The following is a 19,795-nucleotide window of genomic DNA, read 5'->3' on the forward strand; positions in this document are numbered from 1 at the left end:
AACACCCCCCGCGGTGCGGTACCAGGCCCCCATCATGGGCACCGCGTTCACACGGAGTCAAGGGCTTTTCTATGCAATTCCAGTAATTTGCCGAGGTATTTGCTTAATGTCCGCTTTTCTGGGACAGCCTTCGGGGCAGCCGTCGGGACGGCCTTCGGGCGGCCTTCGGGCGGCCTTCAGGGGGACCTGTCGACGGATCGTCGAGCCGGTCAGCCGTCGGCCGCGATGATCCGCCGGGCGATCTCCTCGGGCCGCATCGGCCGCCCGAAGTGCCAGCCCTGCGCCTGGTCGCAGCCCATCGCGCGCAACCGGTCGGCGTGGTCGGCGTTCTCCACGCCCTCGGCGGTCACGGTCAGCCCCAGGGTGTGCGCCAGCGACACCAGACCGCCGATGATCCGCCAGCCCAGCACCTGCTCGCGCCCGGACTCCTTGAGGTCGCTGACGAAGGAGCCGGCGATCTTCAGTCCGGAGACCGGCAGGTCGCGCAGGTAGGCGAGGTTGGACCAGCCGGTGCCGAAGTCGTCCACGGCGAGCGAGACCCCCATGTCGACCAGCGAGTGCAGGGCCCGCAGCGACTCGTCCTCCGGTCCGACCACCGCGCTCTCGGTGATCTCCAGGGTCAGCCGCTTGGGGTCCAGACCGGTGCCCCGCAGGATCCGGTCGATGTCCGGGACCAGTCCGGCGTTGCGCACCTGACGCACCGCCAGGTTGACGTTGACCTGCGGCGCCCGGTCGCCGAACCGGCTTACCCAGTCGGCCGCCTGACCGCAGGCCTGTTCCAGCACCCAGCGCCCGAGCGGCATGATCAGGCCGGTCTCCTCGGCGGTGCCGATGAACTCGTCGGGGCCGAGCACGCCCAACTGCGGGTGGCGCCAGCGGACCAGCGCCTCGACCGCCGAGAGCGAGCCGTCGGCGAGCGAGCAGAGCGGCTGGTAGTCGATGAAGAACTCGCCGCGGTCCAGCGCGACCGGCATCCGCACCGAGACCGCGTAGCGGCTCACCGCGCGGGCGTTGCGCTGCGGGTCGAAGAGGGTCCACCGGCCGCGGCCCTCCTCCTTGGCCCGGTAGAGGGTCAGGTCGGCGGCCCGCACCGCCGCCATCGGCGTGGTGGCCGCCACCGGCCGCTCCAGCACGCCGACGCTGGCGCCGACCGCCAGCCGGTGCCCGTCGACCGGCACCGGCTTGGCGAGCGCCGCCAGCACCGTCTTGGCCGCCGCCACCGCCTCCTGCTCGCCCCGGCAGTCCTCCAGCAGCACCACGAACTCGTCGCCGCCCAGCCGCGCCACCAGGTGCCCCAGCGGGCGCAACGCCGCCTCCAGGCGCAGCGCGACCGCGGCCAGCAGCTGGTCGCCCGTCTCGTGGCCCAGCGAGTCGTTGACCACCTTGAAGCCGTCCAGGTCGACGTAGCACAGGCCGAACCGGGCGCCGGGCGCCGGATCCTCGAAGATCGCCTCCAACTGCTCGAAGAAGGCCGAGCGGTTGGGCAGGCCGGTCAGCGGGTCGTGGGTGGCCTGGTGGCGCAGCCGCTCCTGGAGGCGGTAGCGGTCGGTGATGTCCTCCAGCATCGCCACCTGGTAGACCGGCGTGCCGTCGTCGTCGCGGATCAGCGAGCAGGTCAGGTGGGTCCAGACCACCTCGCCGTCCTGGCGGTAGTACGGCTTGTCGAAGGAGAAGTGCTCGCGCTTGCCGCTGACCAGCTCCTCGTAGGCCTCCCAGACCCCCGGGGTGTCCTCCGGGTGCACCAGGTCGTTGACCCGGCGGCCCTGCATGTCCTCGGGGCGGGCGCCGAAGATGTCCTGCAGCGCCTTGTTCGCCGCCAGGATGTTGCCCTCGACGTCGCCGATGCCGATGCCGATCGCGGCGCTCTCGAAGAGCGCCCGGAACCGGGCCTCGGACTCGCGCAGCGCCCGCTCGGCCTCCCGGCGGGCGCTGTCGGCGGCCAGCCGGATGGCCTCCTGCTCCTGCAGGGTGCGCTCGCGCAGCGCCGAGGCCCAGCCGGAGGCGAAGGCCCCGGCGAGTTCGGCCGCCTGCTGCCGGCGCTCACCGTTGACCAGCAGGCCGATCGCCCGGGAGAGCAGCTCGGGATCGGTGAAGTGGGCCTCGACCAGCAGCGCGCCGGCCTCGGCGGCGGCGCCGGTGTCCAGCGGTCGCGCCCGCTGGGCGTCGTGCAGCAGCTCGACCGTGCGGCTGACCAGCCGGTTCAGCGCGCCGGGGTGCATCGCCGCGCCCTGGCTGCCGCGCAGCAGCCGGGCCCACTGGTCCGGGTCGGGGGTCTGCGACACGGTGGGGGACACGGCAACCGCTCTCTCGCCGGCCGGCTGCGGCCCAGTCACGTCAAGAGCCCCACACCGGCCAGGCCGACCATCCGCTCGGGGTGCTCGCCGACCGCGGTGGGCTCGTCCGGGCGCCACTGCGGCAGGTAGACCACGCCCGGCTCGACCAGCTCGAAGCCGTCGAAGAAGCCGGTGATCCGCTCGACCGAGCGCATCGTCAGCGGAGTGGGCGTGCGGTTGTACAGGTCCTGGTGGGTCTCGGCCTGGTCGGGGCGGCCCTCCAGGGAGGCGTGGCAGATGGCCAGCGCGCTGCCCGGCGGCAGCGCCGCGCGCAGGGTGCGCATGATGTCTTCGGGGTCCTGCTCGTCGGTGACGAAGTGCAGCACGGCGACCAGCAGCAGCGCGACCGGCTCGCCGGCGCCGAGCAGCTCGGCCACCTCGGGGCGGGCGAGCAGGTCGGCGGGGTTGGTCAGGTCGGCGTCGACCACGGTGCTGAGCGGGTCGTCCTGCAGCAGCAGGCGGCTGTGCGCGACGGCGACCGGGTCCTTGTCGACGTAGACCACCCGGCTGTCCGGCTGGATCTCGCGGGCCACCTCGTGCACCGCGCCGAAGGTCGGGATGCCGGAGCCTATGTCCAGGAAGCGGGTGAAGCCCTGTTCGGCGAGGAAGGTGACCGAGCGGCGCAGGAAGGCCCGGTTGGCCCGCATGATGTGCGGCAGGTCGGGCCACATCTTGATCGCCTTGCGCGCCATCTCCCGGTCCGCGGCGAAGTTGTGCGAGCCCCCCAGGTAGTAGTCGTAGACGCGGGCCGCTGCCGGCCGGTCAAGATCCATACCCTCGGGCACCCACGGTGGTCGCCGCATCAGGGACCCCTTCCGACACAGAAATAGACAAGAGGCATTTAGATCATCCTATGAACAATGGGTGACTGCAACCGACGGCGGGCGGCCCCCGGGGCGCCGGAACAGCGCGCGCCACCCGCCGCTGACCTGCTCCGCGCGCCCGGCGGCCGGCGCGGCGGAGAATGGCGGCATGGCGGGACACATCGAGGACTACGCCCTGATCGGTGACCTGCAGACCGCTGCCCTGGTGACCAGGGACGGCTCGGTCGACTGGCTCTGCCTGCCCCGCTTCGACTCCCCCAGCTGCTTCGCCGCCCTGCTCGGCGACCAGCGGCACGGTCACTGGCGGCTGGCCCCCACCGGCGGCGACTACCGGGTGGAGCGCGCCTACCGCCCCGGCACGCTGGTCCTGGAGACCCGCTGGGAGGGCCCGCACGGGGCCGTACGGGTGACCGACTTCATGCCGCAGCGCGAGCACGAGCCGCGGCTGATCCGGATCGTGACCGGCCTGCGCGGCGCCGTCGAGCTGTCCGGGGAGCTGCGGCTGCGGTTCAACTACGGGCGGGTGGTGCCCTGGGTGCGGCGCACCGACCACCACCGGGTGGCGGTGGCCGGGCCCGACGCGGCCTGGCTGCGGGTGCCCCCGGGCGTGCACACCTTCGGGCAGGACGGCGCGACCCGCTCGGAGTTCACCGTGCGGGCCGGGGAGGTGCTGCCGTTCACCCTCACCTGGCAGCCCTCGCACCGGACCGGCACCCGGCGGGTGGACCCCGAGCAGGAGCTGCGCGAGACCACGGCGCGCTGGCAGGGCTGGTCGGACGGCTGCCGCTACCAGGGGCCGTGGCGGGACGCGGTGCTGCGCTCGCTGATCACCCTCAAGGCGCTCGCCTACGCACCGACCGGCGGGATCGTGGCCGCGCCCAGCGCCGCCCTGCCCGAGGTGCTGGGCGGGGAGCGCAACTGGGACTACCGGTACTGCTGGCTGCGGGACTCCAGCATGACCCTCTCGGCCCTGCTGCGCGGCGGCTTCCGCGAGGAGGCGGCGGCCTGGCGGCGCTGGCTGCTGCGGGCCATCGCGGGCGACCCCGGTGACCTGCAGGCCGTCTACGGGGTGGCGGGCGAGCGCGGGCTGCCGGAGACCGAGGCCTCCTGGTTGCCCGGGTACGCGGACTCCGCGCCGGTGCGGTTCGGCAACGCGGCGGTCGGGCAGCTGCAACTGGACGTCTACGGCGAGGTGGTGGACACCCTGCACCTGGCCTGGGCCGCCGGGGTGCCGATGGAGCGCCAGGTCTGGGGGCTGCTGAAGGCGCTGATGGCCTACCTGGCCGAGCACTGGCGCGAACCGGACGAGGGCCTGTGGGAAGTGCGGGGCCGGCGGCAGCACTTCACCCACTCCAAGGTGATGTGCTGGGTGGCGGCGGACCGCGCGGTGCGGCTGGCCGAGGCCACCGGGCTGCCGGCTCCGGTCGAGCAGTGGCGCGCGATGCGCGCGGCCGTCCACGCCGACGTCTGCGCCAACGGCTACGACGCGTCCCAGGGTGTGTTCGTCCAGGCTTACGGCGGGCGGGAGTTGGATGCCGCGGCGCTCTTCGTGGCGAAGACCGGCTTCCTGCCGCCGGACGATCCGCGGGTGCGGCGCACGGTGGCGGCGGTGCGCGAGGGGCTGGACCACGGCGGGTACGTGCGACGCTACCGGGCCGACGCGCCCGACGGGCTGGCCGGGCAGGAAGGGGCCTTCGTGGCCTGCTCGTTCTGGCTGGCCGACGCACTGGCGACGATCGGCGAGCCGGCCCAGGCCAGGGAGCTGTTCGCGCGCACCGTGCGGCTGGGCAACGACCTGGGACTGCTCTCGGAGGAGTGGGACCCGCTCACCGGGCGCCAACTCGGCAACACCCCGCAGGCGTTCAGTCATGTGGCGCTGGTGAACGCGGCCTTCACGCTGGCCGGCCAGGGGTGACGGTCCGGCGCGCGGCCGTCGTCCCGGGCCCCTGCCGTCGGTGGACGGCAGGGGCCCGCAGCGACGCGGGGCGGACTACTCGACGGTGACCGACTTGGCCAGGTTGCGCGGCTTGTCGACGTCCCGCTCCAGCACCACGGCGGCGTGGTAGGCGAGGAGTTGGAGCGGGATGTTGAGCAGCAGCGGGTCCAGCTCGGGCTCGTTCTTCGGCACCAGCACGGTGTGGTTGGCGAGCTTGGCGTCCGGCGCGCGGTGGGCGATGGCCAGCACCCGGCCGGCCCGGGCCCGGATCTCGCCCAGCGTGGTGAGGTTCTTGTCGAGCAGCTCGTCGTCCGGCACCAGTGCCACGGTGGGGATCTCGGGGCTGATCAGGGCCAGCGGACCGTGCTTGAGCTCGCTGGCCGGGTAGGCCTCGGCGTGCACGTAGCTGATCTCCTTGAGCTTCTGCGCACCCTCACGGGCCACCGGGTAGCCCCGCACCCGGCCGATGAACATCATCCCCTGGCAGTCGGCGTACTCGGCGGCCAGCGCGGCGATCTCCTTCTCCTGCTCCAGGATCTCGCGGATCTGGCCGGGCAGCGCCTTCAGGCCCGCCACGATCCGGCGGCCGTCGGCCGGCGAGAGGTCGTTGATCCGGCCGAAGTGCAGGGCGAGCAGCGCGAAGGCGACCACGGTGGAGGTGAAGGCCTTGGTCGAGGCGACCGAGATCTCCGGTCCGGCGTGCAGGTAGATGCCGCCGTCGCAGGCGCGGGCGATGGCGCTGCCGACCGTGTTGACCACGCCGAGCACCTTGCCGCCCTTGCGCTTGATCTCCTGGACGGCCGCCAGCGTGTCGTAGGTCTCGCCGGACTGGCTGATCGCGAGGTAGAGGGTGTCCGCCTCGATCACCGGGTTGCGGTAGCGGAACTCGGAGGCCGGCTCGCTGTCGGCCGGGATCCGGGCCAGCTCCTCGATCAGCTGGGCGCCCATCTGCCCGGCGTAGTAGGCCGATCCGCAGCCGATGACCTTCACCCGGCGGATCTCGCGCAGCTCGCGGGCGTCCATGTTGAGCCCGCCCAGGTGCGCGGTGGCGAAGCGCTCGTCGAGCCGGCCGCTCAGCGTGCGCTCGACGGCGCCCGGCTGCTCGTGGATCTCCTTGATCAGGTAGTGCGAGTAGCCGTCGGTGTCGTAGGAGTCGATCTCCCAATCCACGGTGGACGGCTGACGGTTCGTCGGACGCGCGTCCTCGGTGTATGTGCGGAAGCCGTCGGCGCGGATCACCGCGAGCTCGCCGTCCTCCAGGTGGACCACCTGGCGGGTGTAGCGGACCAGCGCGGCGACGTCGGAGGCGACGAACATCTCCTTCTCGCCGATCCCGAGCACGATCGGGCTGCCGTTGCGGGCCACCACGATCCGGTCGGGCTGCTCGGCGTCGACCACGGCGATGCCGTAGGTGCCGACCACCAGGGCGAGCGAGGCGCGCACCGCCTCCTCCAGGTCGGCGCCCTCGGCGCTGTGCGCGGCGATCAGGTGGGCCAGCACCTCGGTGTCGGTCTCCGAGCCGAACACCGCGCCCTCGGCGGTCAGCTTGGCGCGCAGCTGGTCGGCGTTCTCGATGATGCCGTTGTGCACGACGGCGATCCGGCTCGCGTTGTCCAGGTGCGGGTGGGCGTTGGCGTCGCTCGGCTCGCCGTGGGTGGCCCAGCGGGTGTGGCCGATGCCGGTGGTGCCCTTGAAGCGGGCCGGCACGGTGGCGGCGAGGTCGGCGACCCGCCCCTTGGCCTTGCGCAGCTTGAGGCCGCTGCCCTTGCCGGTGACGGCCACGCCGGCGGAGTCGTAACCGCGGTATTCCAGGCGTTGCAGACCTTCGAGCAGGAAGGGGGTGGCGTCCTTGGGACCGATGTAAGCGACGATTCCGCACATGCTGGACGGGCTCCTTGAGGGTGAGGGGCAACCTTGAGAGTGACGAACGGACGGGCGCGGCCGAGGACCGCGGTGCTCAGCCGTAGACGATGCGGCGCAGCTGGCGGGCGGACAGCTCCGGGGCCGCCACCCGGCGGGCGGGCAGCTCCTCGGCGATCCGGGCGAAGATCTGCTCGTTGGTCAGGCCGCGGGCCTGCAACTCGCCGTGCCGCCGCTGGACGAACTCGGTCGTGGTCTCCGAGAAGTACGCGAGCACCTCGGCCACCACTCGGCCAGCCTCCGCCGGGCCCAGCACGCTGGTCCTGGTGAGGTGCGCGAGCAGGTCCGCGAAGAGGGGCTGGGCTGGTTGCGGTGAGATCGGCACGGAGAGTGAGCCTAGGTTGAGGAGCTGAAAAAACAAAGATCCCTGCCCGGAATCGGGCAGGAATCTCAGTTCCCGTCACACGGAGGGCCTACTGGGGCGACGGGGCACCCCTGCGACGGGCGAGCAGCCGGCGGCGGGCGGGCTGCTCGGGGAGCCAGCCGAACGCCAGGGTGCTGCCGATCAGGCCCAGCAGCAGGCCCAGCAGGAAGCCGCCGAGGTTGGAGGTGACCCAGGTGGCCAGGGTGAGCAGCACGGCCAGCACCGAGTAGAAGAGGCGCTGGGCGGGGCTGAAGAGCAGCAGCAGGCCGCAGAGCACCAGGACCAGCGGGACCAGGAAGCCCGCCAGGCCCTGCATGCCGACGTGCAGGATCACCGGGAGCGGGGCCTTCATGGTGAGCAGGATCTCGCCGCCCGCGAGGGTGACCAGGACCCCGCCCCAGAACGGGCGGCGACCGCGCCAGGCCTTGAAGGAGCGGCCTGGCACGGGTGGGGGTGGCGCCGCGTCCGGGGCGGGGGCCGATTCGGAGGTGGTCTCGGTGGCGGGGTCGGGCTCGGCGGCGGGCGGCTCGGCGGCGCGCTCGGCGGCGGGCGGCTCGGCGGCGCGCTCGGCGGCGGGCGGCTCGGCAATGGCGAAGGCGAGCTGCTCGGCCGCCTCGGGCGCTGCGGCCGGCTGCGGCTCGCCGGGCTCCGGCGGGGGCGTGTCCGCCCCCGCCGTCGGGGCGTCCGTCATGCTCAGCAGCCCGTGTCGCTGAAACTCAGGTGCAGGCCGGGGAGCGTGAAGGAGGCCGCCGTGGTGGCCCAGTTGTCCTGCCGCAGGTTGTTGATGATCACGGTGTCCGCCTGCTGGCCGAAGACGCCCGCCGGCCCCTGGACGCCCGCCTCGGTGAAGGTACTGGCGTCGCCGCCGATCTGGATGTTGGTGAACTGGGCGTCGCCGGAGAGCACGTCCGAGTCGGTGGTCAGGCCGGTCGCGGTGACCGGGGTGCTGCCGCCGCCGGCGGTGATCTTCAGGTTGGTGCCGCCCAGGTTGACGCTCTGGCAGAGGTTGGTCAGCGTGGCGGTCTTGATCGCGGAGACCGCCACCAGCACCTGGCCACCGGTGTTCCCGGCGTTCGGGCTGTTGTCGATCATGTTGTCCATGCCGCCGAACTGCTCGAAGCCGGTGCCGTTCAGCTGGTCGGCGGTGACGGTGAACGGCATGCCGGAGATGGAGAACTGAGCGGCCAGCACGCCCTGTGCGGTGAGTGCCATCAGGACGCCGCCGGCCACGCAGGCGGGGATCGCCATCAGCGCCGCGCGGCGCAGCCGGACCCGGCCGCGTGGTACGGGTGCCGCGGCGGCTGGTTCCGCGGTGAGCTCTTCGGACCGAGCCATGAATGCTCCAGGGAGGTAGTGGGGGACCTGTGATCACATCGGCACGTTGTCCTGGCGCGGACAGCCCACGCTCGGCCGTCTGGTGGGTGATCAACTACCTTCCCTGGCAGGGGATTTCGTGATCGTGGCCAATAGCGTGGCAGCTGACTGGAAGTTACCTCGGGGTAAGCGGAGGGTCAAGGGTTCGCGCTCGCCCCGGCCTGCGCACTGTCGGCCGCCTCCTCCCGCACGCACGGCAGCAGCGGCTTGCGCCAACTCACCCCCGCGGCCTCGGCCTGCGCCACCCGCCGGGCCGCCGCCGCGGGCCCGAGGAAGGCGGTCAGCGCGAAGTGCGCCAACGTGGGTAGCAGGTCCGGGAGTTCGGCGTGCCGACCGGCGGCGATATAGCGGTAGATGGTGGAGTAGATGCCGCCCACCACGGTGTCCACCAGCAGCTCGCCCGACACCCCGTCCGGCGGCCTGGGGCAGCCGACGAACAACCGCCGCATCCGCACCCGCAGTTGCTCGCGCACCAGCCGCCCGGCCGGCCCCACCGCGTCCACCTCGACCACCGCGACCGTCGCGAAGGCCGGCACCTCGGCCAGGATCGCCAGCACCACCCGCAGCGCCGCGTGCAACCCGTCGCACCAGTCGGTCCGCGCCGCGAAGGCCTCCTCCATCCGCCGGATCACCACGGCCGTACCGTGCCGGTGCGCGGCCAGGAACGCCTCCTCCTTGCCGCTGAACTGCTCGTAGAAGACCGGTCTGGTGACCCCGGCGGCCTGGCAGATGTCGCTCACCCGGGCCCGCGCGTAGCCGCAGGCGGCCACCGTGTGGACCACCCCGTCCAGCAACCGCTCGCGCTGGGTGGCGGCCACCACCTCGGCCGGCAGCCGGCTCGGGCCGCGCCGGATCGAGCGGGCCGGATCGCGACCACTGCGCGTGCCGGGAAGGATGAAGTCTCCTGTGACTCCCAGGAGTTCGCCGGATTCAAGATTTGTCTGCAACTTCCGCACCATCCCTTGACGCTGGCGTGAGGCAGGTTTAGAACCTTCCCAGGTTTTCAATTTTTCCGGCGCTGTCGCGGCTGCTCCGCCCCGGCGTCGTGCAGGGTCTGTCTGACAGTTCGCGGCGCCCGGCGGGAATTTGTCAGACAGACCCCGGGGCTCGACCGGCTCGGCCAACGGGACCGGCCGGCCCGCCCCGCTCCCCATGGGCGTCGGTGATCGGCGGTGGCAGCCGCCGGGCCGGCCCTCCCGGTTGCGGCAACCGGGATGCCGGACCGCTCGTGGCGCCGAGCGGTCCGGCGGTACCCGGCCCGGCCGCGCCCGCACTCCCGTCCACCCACCCGTGCCACGAGGAGTCCCACCGTGCCCCGAACCCCGCTGCCCTCAACAATGGTGTCCCGCAAGCGACTTCTGCCCGCGTTCGCGCTCGCCGCGGCCGCCGCGCTGCTGGCCGCCGCCGCGCCCGCCCAGGCCGCGGCACCCGCCGCCCCCGGCGGCCCGTACACCGGCATGGGCGACTGCCCGGTCGGCGCACCCGCGATGACCGACCCGAGCAACCTCCAGGTGGGCTGCGTGGTCTCGGTCACCAACGCTGGAAGCTTCACCATCGGGTCCACGACCGTGCCCCTCACCTCGCCGATCACGCTGCAGTTCGGGGTCTACTGGGACAAGTCCGCCCCGGTTGTCACCTTCCCCGACGGCAGCACCGCCAACCAGTACGCCACCGTCGCCCCCACCGGCACGCAGCTGCTGACCGCCCAGCCGGCCCAGATCGCCATCCCCGGCATCATCAACTTCCTGCCGGGCATCACCAGCGTCTTCGCACAGGTCGAACTCGCTGGCCCGGTCACCGACTTCACCCCGCTGGCGGCCGGCGAGTCGTACCCGGTCTTCAAACTGCCGGTCAAACTCCACCTGTCCAACGCCTTCTTCGGCAACAACTGCTACATCGGCTCCGACAGCTCGCCGATCCTGCTGCAGCCGACCACCGGCACCACCGCCCCGCCCGCGCCCGGGCAGCCGATGACCGGCAACCCGGGGACCATCGCCGTCAACAACGACCCGAACGGGCACAGCACGCTGATCGCCTCGTTCACCGGCGCCGCGCTGGTGGACAACACCTTCAGCGTGCCGGGCGCCTCCGGCTGCGGGCTCGGCGGCATCCTCGACCCGATCATCGACTGGACGATGGGCATCCCGTCCAACGCGGGCCAGGGCTCGGTGAACTTCCAGCAGACCGACACCACGCTCGCCCTGGACAGCAGCCTGAGCGACCTGACCGCCTCGCTGAGCGCCTCGGCCGGGCAGACGCCGGGTGCCGCCGCCCGCCACTGAGCGCTGGGGCCTGTCGTCAAACCCCCACCAGACCCGTGCGCGCCCCCACCGCGCGTACGTCCTCCCCCACCAGAAAACGAGGAACCCCGTGCGAAAGCGTCTCTACCTCGGCGCGGCCACCGCCGCCGCCGCACTCGCCGCCCTGACCGCCCTGCCCGCCTCCGCCACCTCCGCCAACGTGCTGACCTACGGCAGCGCGGGCGGCACCGCGGTGGCCGCCGGTGACGTGCTCACCGCCTCGCTGCCCAGCGGCTCCTACGCCACCCTCTACTCCACCGCGGCCGGCGGCACCGGTGTGAAGTGTTCGTCCTCCGCCTTCAGCGCCACCGTGACCAGCAACCCGACCGCGCCCGGCACCGCCGTGGAGACGCTGAACAGCCAGACCTTCGGGGGCTGCAGCGCCGTCAACATCCCCGGCGTCACGGGCGTCACCAGCGTCACCGTCAACAACCTGAGCTACACCAACAGCGTCGGCGACGGCAGCGGCAACCCGGTCACGCTCAGCCCGGGCAGCGCGGGGCCGATCCAGACCACCATCAAGCTGCGCACCCTGCTCGGCAGCGTGACCTGCACCTACCAGGCCAACCCGACCAGCCTGTCGGGCACCACCGACAACACCGCGCAGACCATCAGCTTCAGCAACCAGTCGTTCGGCCTCAGCAGCGGACCCGGCACCTGCTTCGCCGCCGGGTACTTCACCGCCGCCTACGGCCCGGTGCAGGACACCAGCCAGTCCGGCAGCCCCTCGGTGTACGTGAACTGACGCTGAGTCACTTCTGCGATCCGAGCTGGGCGACCGCCTTCCGGGCGGCCACCAGGACCGGGTCCCAGACCGGGGAGAACGGCGGTGCGTAGGCCAGGTCCTGGAACACCAGCTCGCGCACCGTCAGCCGACAGCCCAGCGCAACCGCGGCGACGTCGATCCGCTTCGCCGCGCCCGCCCCGCCGACGATCTGCAGGCCGAGCAGCCGCCCGCTGCCCCGCTCGGCCAGCAGCTTGACGGTCAGCTTCGCCGCGCCCGGGTAGTAGCCGGCCCGCGCGGTCGACTCGATCACGACGGCGGTCCAGTCCAGGCCGGCCGCCGTCGCCTCGCGCTCGTTCAGCCCGGTCCTGGCGATCTCCAGGCCGCGGATCCCGGTGATCGCGGTGCCCACCACGCCCGGGAAAGCCGCCTCCTCGCCACCGAGGTTGCTGCCGATCACCAGGCCGTGCTTGTTGGCGTGGGTGCCCAGCGCGACGTGCTGGTGCCGCCCGGAGACCAGGTTGCGCACCTCCACGCAGTCCCCGCCGGCCCAGAGCCCGGGGATCGGCTCGCCGCCGGCGTCCAGCACCCGCATCCGCTCGTCGGTGCGCAGCCCGCCATGCACCCCGAGCGGCAGGCCGGCCGCGCGGGCCAGCCCGGTGCGCGGGCGCACCCCGAGGCCGAGCACCACCAGGTCGGCGGGGTGCTCGCCGGCCGTGCTGCGCACCGCGCGCGGGCGCCCGTCCGGGCCGAGCAGCACCTCGTTCGCCTCGGCCGCCGGGACCACCTCGATCCCCAGGTCGGTCATCGCCCGCCGGACCAGCGCGCCCATGTCCGGGTCCAGGCCCGGCATCGGCTCGGGCGTGCGGTGCACCAGGGTGACCCGGTAACCGCGCAGCAGCATCGCCTCGGCCATCTCGATGCCGATGTAGCCACCGCCGACGACCACGGCCCGGCGTCGCCGGCCACTCTCGCCCTGGCCGCCCTCGACCGGGCCGCCCTCGACCGGGGCGACGGCGGCCAGCGTGTCGAGCAGCGCCCGCCCGTCCGGGAGCGTGTGCGCGAGGTGCACGCCGGGCGCGTCGAAGCCCGGCAGCGCGGGGCGGACCGGCTCGGCGCCGGTGGCGATGACCAGTTGGTCGTACGGGTGCCACGCCTCGGCGCCACTGGCCAGATCGCGGCTGCGCACCCGGCGCCCGGCCAGGTCCAGCTCGGTCACCTCGGTCCGCAGCCGCAGGTCGATGCCGTGGGCGCGGTGCTGCTCGGGGGTGCGGGCGATCAGCTCCTCGGCCCGCGCCACCTCGCCGCCGACCCAGTACGGGATGCCGCAGGCCGAGTACGAGGTGAACGAACCACGCTCGAAGGCGGTGATCCGCAACTCCTCGGCCCCACGCCGCCGCCGGGCCTGCGCGGTGGCGGACATGCCGGCCGCGTCCCCACCGATGACCACCAGCTGCTCCGCCATGTCCGCTCCGCTCCCGTTCGCGCCGCTTCGGCCTGCCGTCCGCCGTCCGCCGTCCGCCATCCGCCGGACAGGTCTCCAGCCTGTCACGATCACCACTTGGCGGTTCGGTCGACTCCCGCCCGACCTGCGCGGATGCGGGCGATCCAGGGTCGGTCAGAAGTCAAGTGACCCGCGGGTATTGACATGGACGTGATTGATAAAGAAGCTTTCCTAACTTTCCCTCATCTGCTTCTCATCCCCCACGAGGAGTCCCTGATGCCACGTCAGTTCCCGCTCGCCTCCGCACGCCCGCTGCTCGCCGCCGGCACCGCGCTGGCCACCGCGGCGCTCGGCCTCGGCCTGGCCGGTGCCGCCCCCGCCGGGGCCGCGAGCACCGCCCACCCGTTCCCGACCCATGTGAGCTACCAGGTCGGCGTCATGCCCTCGGCCTCGCAGTCCGCCCGGGACGCCGCCGTGGAGAAGGAGTACAACTCCTGGAAGGCCACCTACCTGCACCACGGTTGCGCGAGCAACGAGTACTACGTCTCCACCAAGGGCGACGACGACGCCCGCAACGACGGCCCGGTCTCCGAGGGCCAGGGCTACGGCATGAACATCGTGCCGCTGATGGCGGGCTACGACCCCGACGCGCAGAGCGAGTTCAACGGCCTGTGGCAGCTGGTCAAGGACCACAAGGACCAGTGGGGCCTGATGCAGTGGCAGTTGGACGGCAAGAGCTGCCAGTACTACAGCGGCGGCACCCCGGACGCGGCCACCGACGGCGACCTGGACATCGGCTACGGCCTGATCCTGGCCGACAAGCAGTGGGGCGGCTACACCGCCGACGCCAAGGCCTGGCTGGCCTCCTTCTACGCCCACGACGTGGCCCCGGACGGGCACTTGAAGTGCGAGGACGACGGGCCGAACACCGACACCCGCCCGTCCGACATGATGCTCGACCACCTGCGGGCCTTCGCGGCCTACGACACCTCGCACGACTGGAACAAGGTGATCCAGCGCACCGAGGCGGTGATCAGCTCGTTCACCAAGTCCAACTCCCCGAGCGCCGGCCTGCTCTCCGACTTCGTGGTGAACGCCAACACCAGCAGCCCCAAGCCGGCGCCCGCCGACTACCAGGAGGACCAGCCGGACAACATCGTCGGCTACAACTCGATCCGGGTGCCCTGGCACCTGGGCACCGACGCGCTGCTCTACGGCGGCAGCACGGCGGCCGTCTCGCTGCGCACCGCCAAGCTCGAATCCGCCTGCCTGAAGGGCGAGTCGGGCGGCAACCCGCAGAAGGTCTACCCGCACACCAAGCTCAACTGCACGCCCTACAGCACCAGCGACCAGGCCGAGGAGGCCGGCGACTCGGTCGGCCCGGCGGCGATGGCGGCGGGCGACCAGGCGTGGACCGACGCGATCTGGAAGCAGCTGGGCAGCAACCCGTTCGGTGACGGGTACTACGGCGAGACCATCAAGACCCTGGTGTACATCGTGATGGCCGGGGACTACTGGAAGCCGTAACAGCCTTTGGGGCACAGGGCGGTGGCCGGGCCCCCGAGCCCGGCCGGCGCCGTCTCAGCGCTCCCGCACGTGCAGGTGCCCGGGGTCCGGCCACCGCGGCTGGGGCGGGAGTTCGGCCTCGAGCGGATAGCCCGCCTTCTGCGCCACCCGGCAGGAGGCGGAGTTGTCGACCGCGTGGTAGAGCTCCAACCGCCGCAGGGCGTGAGCGCTCAGCGCCCAGTCGGTGAGCAGTTCCGCCGCGCGCGAGGCCACCCCCTGGCCGCGCGCGGCGGCGGCCGTCCAGTAGCCGACCTCGCCGGTGTCCGAGGCGGGATCGGGGCGCTTGAGCACCACCTGCCCGGCGAGCCGATCGCCCGTCAGCACCGCGAAGCTGAACCGCACGCCCTGCTCCCACCCGTGGCGCTGCGCCTGCAGCCAGCGGTCCGCGTCGGCCCGGTCGGCCACCTTCAGGGTCAGCAGCCGGGCGCGCAGCTCGGGGTCCCCGGCCACCGCCAGCAGCGCCTGCGCGTCCTGCGCCGTCCAGGGGCGCAGCAGCAGGCCGTCGGGGTCGCCCAGGGTCACCGTCAGTGGCACGGTCATGATCCTCTCCATTCGGTCGGGCTCATTGGACCACAGCGCACCGGGCGCCGCCGCAGAGTTCTTACGAGCCGCGAACGGCCAGCGCCGTGAGCGCAATTCAGGCCGCATCGGCGCCTAGCGTGGTGGTCACCGAGTTCCCGGACCTCCTCGAGGAGAGACAGCCATGCGTTCTTCCGTTCTGCGTTCCGTCACGGCCCTGGCCGCCGCGGCCGGCTTCGCACTCGCCGGCCTGACGCTGGGCGCCGGCTCGGCCTCGGCGGCCGCCGGCTCGCCGGTCTTCGTCCAGAGCGACGCGGCCGGCGGCAACACCGTGGTCGCCTACACCCACGGCTGGGACGGCAGCCTGCACCAGGCCGGCGTCTACCCGACCGGCGGCCGCGGCGGGATGCTGCAGGGCTCGATGGTCGACCACCTGGCCTCCCAGGGCTCGCTGACCTACGACGCGCGCCACCAGCTGCTCTACGCCGTCAACGCGGGCAGCGACACGGTGACCGTCTTCGCGGTGCACGGCGACCGGCTGACCCGCACCCAGGTGCTCCCCTCCGGCGGCAGCTTCCCGGTCGGCGTCGCGGTGCACGGCAACCAGGTCTACGTGCTCAACGCCCAGGGCGGCGGCTCGGTGCAGGGCTTCGAGCGGGTCGGCGAGCGGCTGCGCCAGGTGGCCGGCTGGCACCGGACGCTGGGCCTGGACCCGGCCGCCGTGCCGCAGTTCACCCACACTCCGGGGCAGCTCGCGGTGACCCCGGACGGCCGCGACCTGGTGGTCACCACCAAGGCGGGCGGCCAGAGCATCGACGTCTTCCCGCTCGGGCGCGGCGGCGCCCCGGCGGCGATGCCGGTGGTGAACGCCGAGCCGGGCGCGGTGCCGTTCGGCTTCGTCTTCGACGCCCACGGCCGGCTGCTGGTCACCGAGGTGGGTCCGGAAGCCGTGGCCTCGTTCTCGGTGGGCCGCGACGGGCACCTGACCGCGCTCGGCCAGGTGCCCACCGGCCAGGCGGCGACCTGCTGGCTGGTCGCCGCCGGTGACAAGGTGTACGCCTCCAACGCGGGCAGCGGGAGCCTGTCCGGCTTCCGGGAGGACGGGAACGGCATGCTGACCGCGCTCGGCAACACCGCGACCGACCCGGGCACCGTGGACGCCGCCGTCTCCGGCGACGGCCACCACCTCTACGTGCAGACCGGCGCCCAGGGCGTGGTGGACGAGTTCCAGGTGCACGCGGACGGCTCGCTGACCCGGATCGGCTCGGTCACCGTGCCGGACGGCATGGGCGGTGAGGGGATCGTCGCGCTCTGACGGCGGCGGCCTGCCGGGTCTCGGCCACCGCCAGCGCGGTGACCGAGAGCAGCAGCAGCGCGGCGCCGGCCAGGGTGGCCGGCGCCAGCCGCTCGCCGAACAGGGTGACCGCGAGGACCGTCGCGCTGACCGGTTCGATCAGCGCGATCACCGCGGCGGTGGTGGCCCGCACGGCGGTGACGCCGGCGAAGTACAGCGCGTAGCCCAGCACCGTGGGCACGGCGGCCAGGTAGAGGAGCACCACCAGCGTCCGGCCCAGGTGGTGCTGGCTCGGCCACAGCCCCTCGGCGAGCGCGAACGGCAGCAGCAGCACCGAGCCGATCAGGAACGAGTGCAGGGTGGTGGTCAGCGCGTCCGGGCGCGGCCCGGGGCGCGCGGCGGTGGCCCGGCCGTACAGCGTGATGCAGGCGTAGCCCGCCGCCGAGAGCAGCGCCCAGAGCACCCCGGGGACGCGCACCGTGGTGCCCGCGCCGGTGCCGCCCAGGATCAGCACCGCGAGCCCGCCGAGCGCGCCCAGCACCGCCACCGCACCTGCCCCGCCCAGGCGTTCACGCAGCAGCAGCCCGGCCCCCAGCGCCACCAGGACGGGGGCCGCGCCGAGCGTGACCACCGTGCCGACGGCCAGGCCGGTGGCGTGCACGGCCTCGAAGTAGGCGATCTGAAAGAGCGTCAGACCCGTTCCGTTGACGGCGAGATCGAGTGCCCTGGTGGGCCCGGCCGGTCGGCGCCGCAGCAGCCGCAGGAGCAGCAGCAGCGCGGTGCCGCCCGCCGAGCGCCAGAAGGTGAGCGCCACTGGGCCCAGCCCGCTGGAACCGAAGAGCAGTGCGGCGGCGGCCCCGGCGGTGCCCCAGGAGGCGGCCGAGAGCAGCAGGTAGAGCAGACCCCGGTCTGCGGACAGGGGTGATCGAGATACGGACACGGGTGTTCTCCCACCGATGACGTGAACTGGTCGCGTGATCCCGTCTGCGGGCAGCACCGACCGCCCGGGGGCGCACCCCGGTTCAGTCACTCAGTGGCCTCGCCGCCCGCTCAGGCGGCGGGAGGTGGCAGAACAGCGCTCGTCGGCATACCCGCCAGCCTACCCACCGCCCGGGGCGGACCGGTGACCGCCCGGTAGGCTGCCCCGGTGCACCTGTCCGGAGCTGGGAGGAGACCCCGTTGAGCAGCGCCCTGTCGGCCCCATCGATCACCGTGGTGGGCATCGGCGCGGACGGCTGGGAGGGTCTGTCGACCGTGGCCCGGCAGGCGCTGCGAGCCGCCGAGGTGGTGGTCGGCGGCCCCCGGCAACTGGCGCTGCTGCCGGGCGAGCTGGCGGCCGAGCCGGTCGCCTGGCCCTCGCCGCTGCGGCCCGCCGTGGCCGGGCTCTTCGCCTCCCTCGACGGGCGGCGGGTGGCGGTACTGGCCAGCGGGGACCCGATGTTCTACGGGATCGGGCGCACCCTCACCGAGGAGCTGGGCGCGGGGCGGCTGCGGGTGCTGCCGCATCCCTCCTCGGTCTCCCACGCCTGCGCGCGGCTCGGCTGGGCGGTGGAGGAGACGGCGGTGGTCAGCCTGGTCGGGCGCGACCCGGCGGCGCTGGCCGGCGCGCTCTTCGACGGGCGGCGGCTGCTGGTGCTCAGCGCCGACGCGAGCACCCCGGCCACGGTCGCCGCCCTGCTGGCCGAGCGCGGCTACGGGGCGAGCGAGCTGCGGGTGCTGGAGCAGTTGGGCGGCGCCGGTGAGCGGCTCGGCGCGAGCGGCACGGCGGCGGGGTGGACGCAGCCGCCCGGCGACCCGCTGAACCTGGTCGCTGTGACCTGCCGGGCCGCACCCGGCACCGTCCGCCCCGCCCTCACCCCCGGCCTGGCCGACGAACTCTACGAGAGCGACGGCCAGCTGACGAAGCGTCATGTCCGGGCGGCGACGCTTGCCACCCTCGCGCCCGCACCCGGCGAGCTGCTCTGGGACGTGGGCGGCGGTTCGGGCAGCATCGCCATCGAGTGGCTGCGCGCGCACGGCAGTTGCCAGGCCGTCAGCATCGAGCGCGACCCGGTGCGGGCCGCCCGGATCGAGCGCAACGCGGCGGCGCTGGGCGTGCCCCGGCTGCGCGTGGTGACCGGCGCCGCACCTGCCGCACTGGCCGAACTGCCCACGCCCGACGTGGTGTTCATCGGTGGCGGACTCACCGTCCCGGGGCTGCTCGACGCCTGCTGGGCCGCCCTGCCGGTCGGCGGCCGGCTGGTCGCCAACACCGTGACCCTGGAGTCGGAGGCCCTGCTCACCGAGTGGTACCGCCGCCACGGCGGCGAGTTGCTGCGCCTGGCCGTCGCCCACGCGGTCCCGGTGGGCGGGTTCACCGGGTGGCGGCAGGCGATGCCCGTGACCCAGTGGTCCGTCGTCAAATCCCAAGCACCGGAAGCTGGAGAAGCCCTGTGACCGTCTACTTCATCGGCGCCGGCCCCGGCGCCGCCGACCTGATCACCGTGCGCGGCGCCCGGACCCTGGCGCGCTGCGGGGTCTGCCTCTACGCGGGCAGCCTGGTGCCGGTCGAGCTGCTGGCCGAATGCCCGCCGGACGCCCGGCTGGTCGACACCGCGAAGCTCAACCTGGACGAGATCATCGCCGAGTTGGTCGCCGCACACCAGGCCGGCCTGGACGTGGCCCGGCTGCACTCCGGCGACCCCTCGGTCTTCAGCGCGGTCGCCGAGCAGATGCGGCGCCTGGACGCGGTCGGCGTGCCCTACGAGGTGGTCCCCGGCGTCCCCGCCTTCGCCGCCGCAGCGGCAGCGCTGAAGCGGGAGTTGACCGTGCCGACGGTCGGCCAGACGGTGATCCTGACCCGGATCGCCCAGCAGGCCACCCCCATGCCCGAGGGCGAGGACCTGGCCACCCTGGGCCGCAGCGGCGCCCTGCTGGTGCTGCACCTCGCGGCGCGCTACGTCGACCGGGTGGTGGCGGAGCTGCTGCCGCACTACGGCGCCGACTGCCCGGCGGCCGTGGTCGCGATGGCCAGCCGCCCCGACGAGCTGGTGCTGCGCGGAACGCTGGCCGACATCGCCGACCAGGTGAAGGCGGCGGGCGTGGTCCGCACGGCGGTGATCCTGGTCGGGCGCACGCTGGGGGCGGAGCAGTTCCGCGACAGCCACCTGTACTCGACGGAGCGGGACCGGGAGTGCCAGTTGCCGTAGCGACAGGCG

Annotated in this window: 17 protein-coding genes; 7 read left to right on the plus strand and 10 right to left on the minus strand. The window is 73.2% G+C overall.

Translation table 11 applies throughout. The features are described from left to right. Positions 1 to 209: 209 nt before the first annotated feature. Together OG403_RS08905 and OG403_RS08910 are read right to left on the minus strand one after the other, a co-directional pair. Complete coding sequence (locus tag OG403_RS08905; RefSeq protein WP_329562923.1) at positions 210 to 2,294, minus strand: putative bifunctional diguanylate cyclase/phosphodiesterase; 2,085 nt, start codon at positions 2,292 to 2,294, stop codon at positions 210 to 212. Positions 2,295 to 2,329: 35 nt separating this feature from the next. Continuing rightward, a complete protein-coding gene (locus OG403_RS08910; protein ID WP_442910883.1) occupies positions 2,330 to 3,136 on the minus strand; it encodes an SAM-dependent methyltransferase in 807 nt (268 codons plus the stop codon). A gap of 169 nt (positions 3,137 to 3,305) precedes the next feature. Between OG403_RS08910 and OG403_RS08915 the strand changes: the two genes are divergently transcribed. Beyond that, complete coding sequence (locus tag OG403_RS08915; RefSeq protein ID WP_329572194.1) at positions 3,306 to 5,072, plus strand: glycoside hydrolase family 15 protein; 1,767 nt, start codon at positions 3,306 to 3,308, stop codon at positions 5,070 to 5,072. A 75-nt stretch (positions 5,073 to 5,147) separates the two neighbouring features. On the opposite strand, the gene glmS is transcribed toward OG403_RS08915, so the two are convergent. The 5 genes from glmS to OG403_RS08940 form a co-directional block, all read right to left on the minus strand. Further along, entirely contained in the window at positions 5,148 to 6,974 is a 1,827-nt protein-coding gene (gene glmS, locus OG403_RS08920; protein WP_329562925.1) for a glutamine--fructose-6-phosphate transaminase (isomerizing), read from the minus strand. Positions 6,975 to 7,050: 76 nt separating this feature from the next. Next, complete coding sequence (locus OG403_RS08925) at positions 7,051 to 7,338, minus strand: hypothetical protein (RefSeq protein WP_329562926.1); 288 nt, start codon at positions 7,336 to 7,338, stop codon at positions 7,051 to 7,053. 88 nt (positions 7,339 to 7,426) lie between these two features. Continuing rightward, entirely contained in the window at positions 7,427 to 7,822 is a 396-nt protein-coding gene (locus tag OG403_RS08930; RefSeq protein ID WP_329572196.1) for a DUF6114 domain-containing protein, read from the minus strand. A 248-nt stretch (positions 7,823 to 8,070) separates the two neighbouring features. Next, positions 8,071 to 8,712, minus strand: a complete 642-nt coding sequence (locus OG403_RS08935; RefSeq protein ID WP_329562927.1) for a DUF6230 family protein — start codon at positions 8,710 to 8,712, stop codon at positions 8,071 to 8,073. A 176-nt stretch (positions 8,713 to 8,888) separates the two neighbouring features. Next, positions 8,889 to 9,698, minus strand: a complete 810-nt coding sequence (locus OG403_RS08940; protein ID WP_329562928.1) for a TetR/AcrR family transcriptional regulator — start codon at positions 9,696 to 9,698, stop codon at positions 8,889 to 8,891. Positions 9,699 to 10,061: 363 nt separating this feature from the next. Here OG403_RS08940 and OG403_RS08945 point away from each other — a divergent pair, with 363 nt between their 5' ends. Both OG403_RS08945 and OG403_RS08950 read left to right on the plus strand, forming a co-directional pair. After that, on the plus strand, positions 10,062 to 11,033 hold the full coding sequence (locus OG403_RS08945) for a hypothetical protein (RefSeq protein WP_329562930.1): 972 nt from the start codon (positions 10,062 to 10,064) through the stop codon (positions 11,031 to 11,033). Between the two features lie 88 nt (positions 11,034 to 11,121). Beyond that, complete coding sequence (locus OG403_RS08950) at positions 11,122 to 11,796, plus strand: Tat pathway signal sequence domain protein (protein ID WP_329562932.1); 675 nt, start codon at positions 11,122 to 11,124, stop codon at positions 11,794 to 11,796. Positions 11,797 to 11,803: 7 nt separating this feature from the next. On the opposite strand, the gene OG403_RS08955 is transcribed toward OG403_RS08950, so the two are convergent. Continuing rightward, positions 11,804 to 13,240, minus strand: coding sequence for an FAD-dependent oxidoreductase (locus OG403_RS08955; RefSeq protein ID WP_329562934.1), 1,437 nt, complete (start codon positions 13,238 to 13,240; stop codon positions 11,804 to 11,806). 255 nt (positions 13,241 to 13,495) lie between these two features. Between OG403_RS08955 and OG403_RS08960 the strand changes: the two genes are divergently transcribed. Further along, the gene (locus OG403_RS08960) at positions 13,496 to 14,746 is read left to right on the plus strand and encodes a glycosyl hydrolase family 8 (RefSeq protein WP_329562936.1); all 1,251 of its coding nucleotides are present in this window, start codon (positions 13,496 to 13,498) and stop codon (positions 14,744 to 14,746) included. A 54-nt stretch (positions 14,747 to 14,800) separates the two neighbouring features. On the opposite strand, the gene OG403_RS08965 is transcribed toward OG403_RS08960, so the two are convergent. Next, entirely contained in the window at positions 14,801 to 15,325 is a 525-nt protein-coding gene (locus tag OG403_RS08965; RefSeq protein WP_329562938.1) for a GNAT family N-acetyltransferase, read from the minus strand. A 163-nt stretch (positions 15,326 to 15,488) separates the two neighbouring features. On the opposite strand from OG403_RS08965, the gene OG403_RS08970 reads away from it, so the two are divergent. Beyond that, on the plus strand, positions 15,489 to 16,619 hold the full coding sequence (locus tag OG403_RS08970) for a lactonase family protein (protein ID WP_329562940.1): 1,131 nt from the start codon (positions 15,489 to 15,491) through the stop codon (positions 16,617 to 16,619). Here the strand turns inward: OG403_RS08970 and OG403_RS08975 are convergent. Then, positions 16,573 to 17,538 carry a DMT family transporter gene (locus OG403_RS08975; protein ID WP_329562943.1) on the minus strand — a complete coding sequence of 322 codons (966 nt, stop codon included), beginning with the start codon at positions 17,536 to 17,538 and terminating at the stop codon, positions 16,573 to 16,575. The two genes, OG403_RS08970 and OG403_RS08975, sit on opposite strands and share 47 nt — an antisense overlap. A gap of 239 nt (positions 17,539 to 17,777) precedes the next feature. Between OG403_RS08975 and cbiE the strand changes: the two genes are divergently transcribed. After that, complete coding sequence (gene cbiE, locus OG403_RS08980) at positions 17,778 to 19,034, plus strand: precorrin-6y C5,15-methyltransferase (decarboxylating) subunit CbiE (RefSeq protein ID WP_329562945.1); 1,257 nt, start codon at positions 17,778 to 17,780, stop codon at positions 19,032 to 19,034. Next, on the plus strand, positions 19,031 to 19,786 hold the full coding sequence (cobM, locus tag OG403_RS08985) for a precorrin-4 C(11)-methyltransferase (protein ID WP_329562947.1): 756 nt from the start codon (positions 19,031 to 19,033) through the stop codon (positions 19,784 to 19,786). Before cbiE ends, cobM begins: the two co-directional genes overlap by 4 nt. Positions 19,787 to 19,795 lie beyond the last annotated feature (9 nt).

This window comes from Kitasatospora sp. NBC_01266, from assembly GCF_036242395.1.
Classification (GTDB): domain Bacteria; phylum Actinomycetota; class Actinomycetes; order Streptomycetales; family Streptomycetaceae; genus Kitasatospora.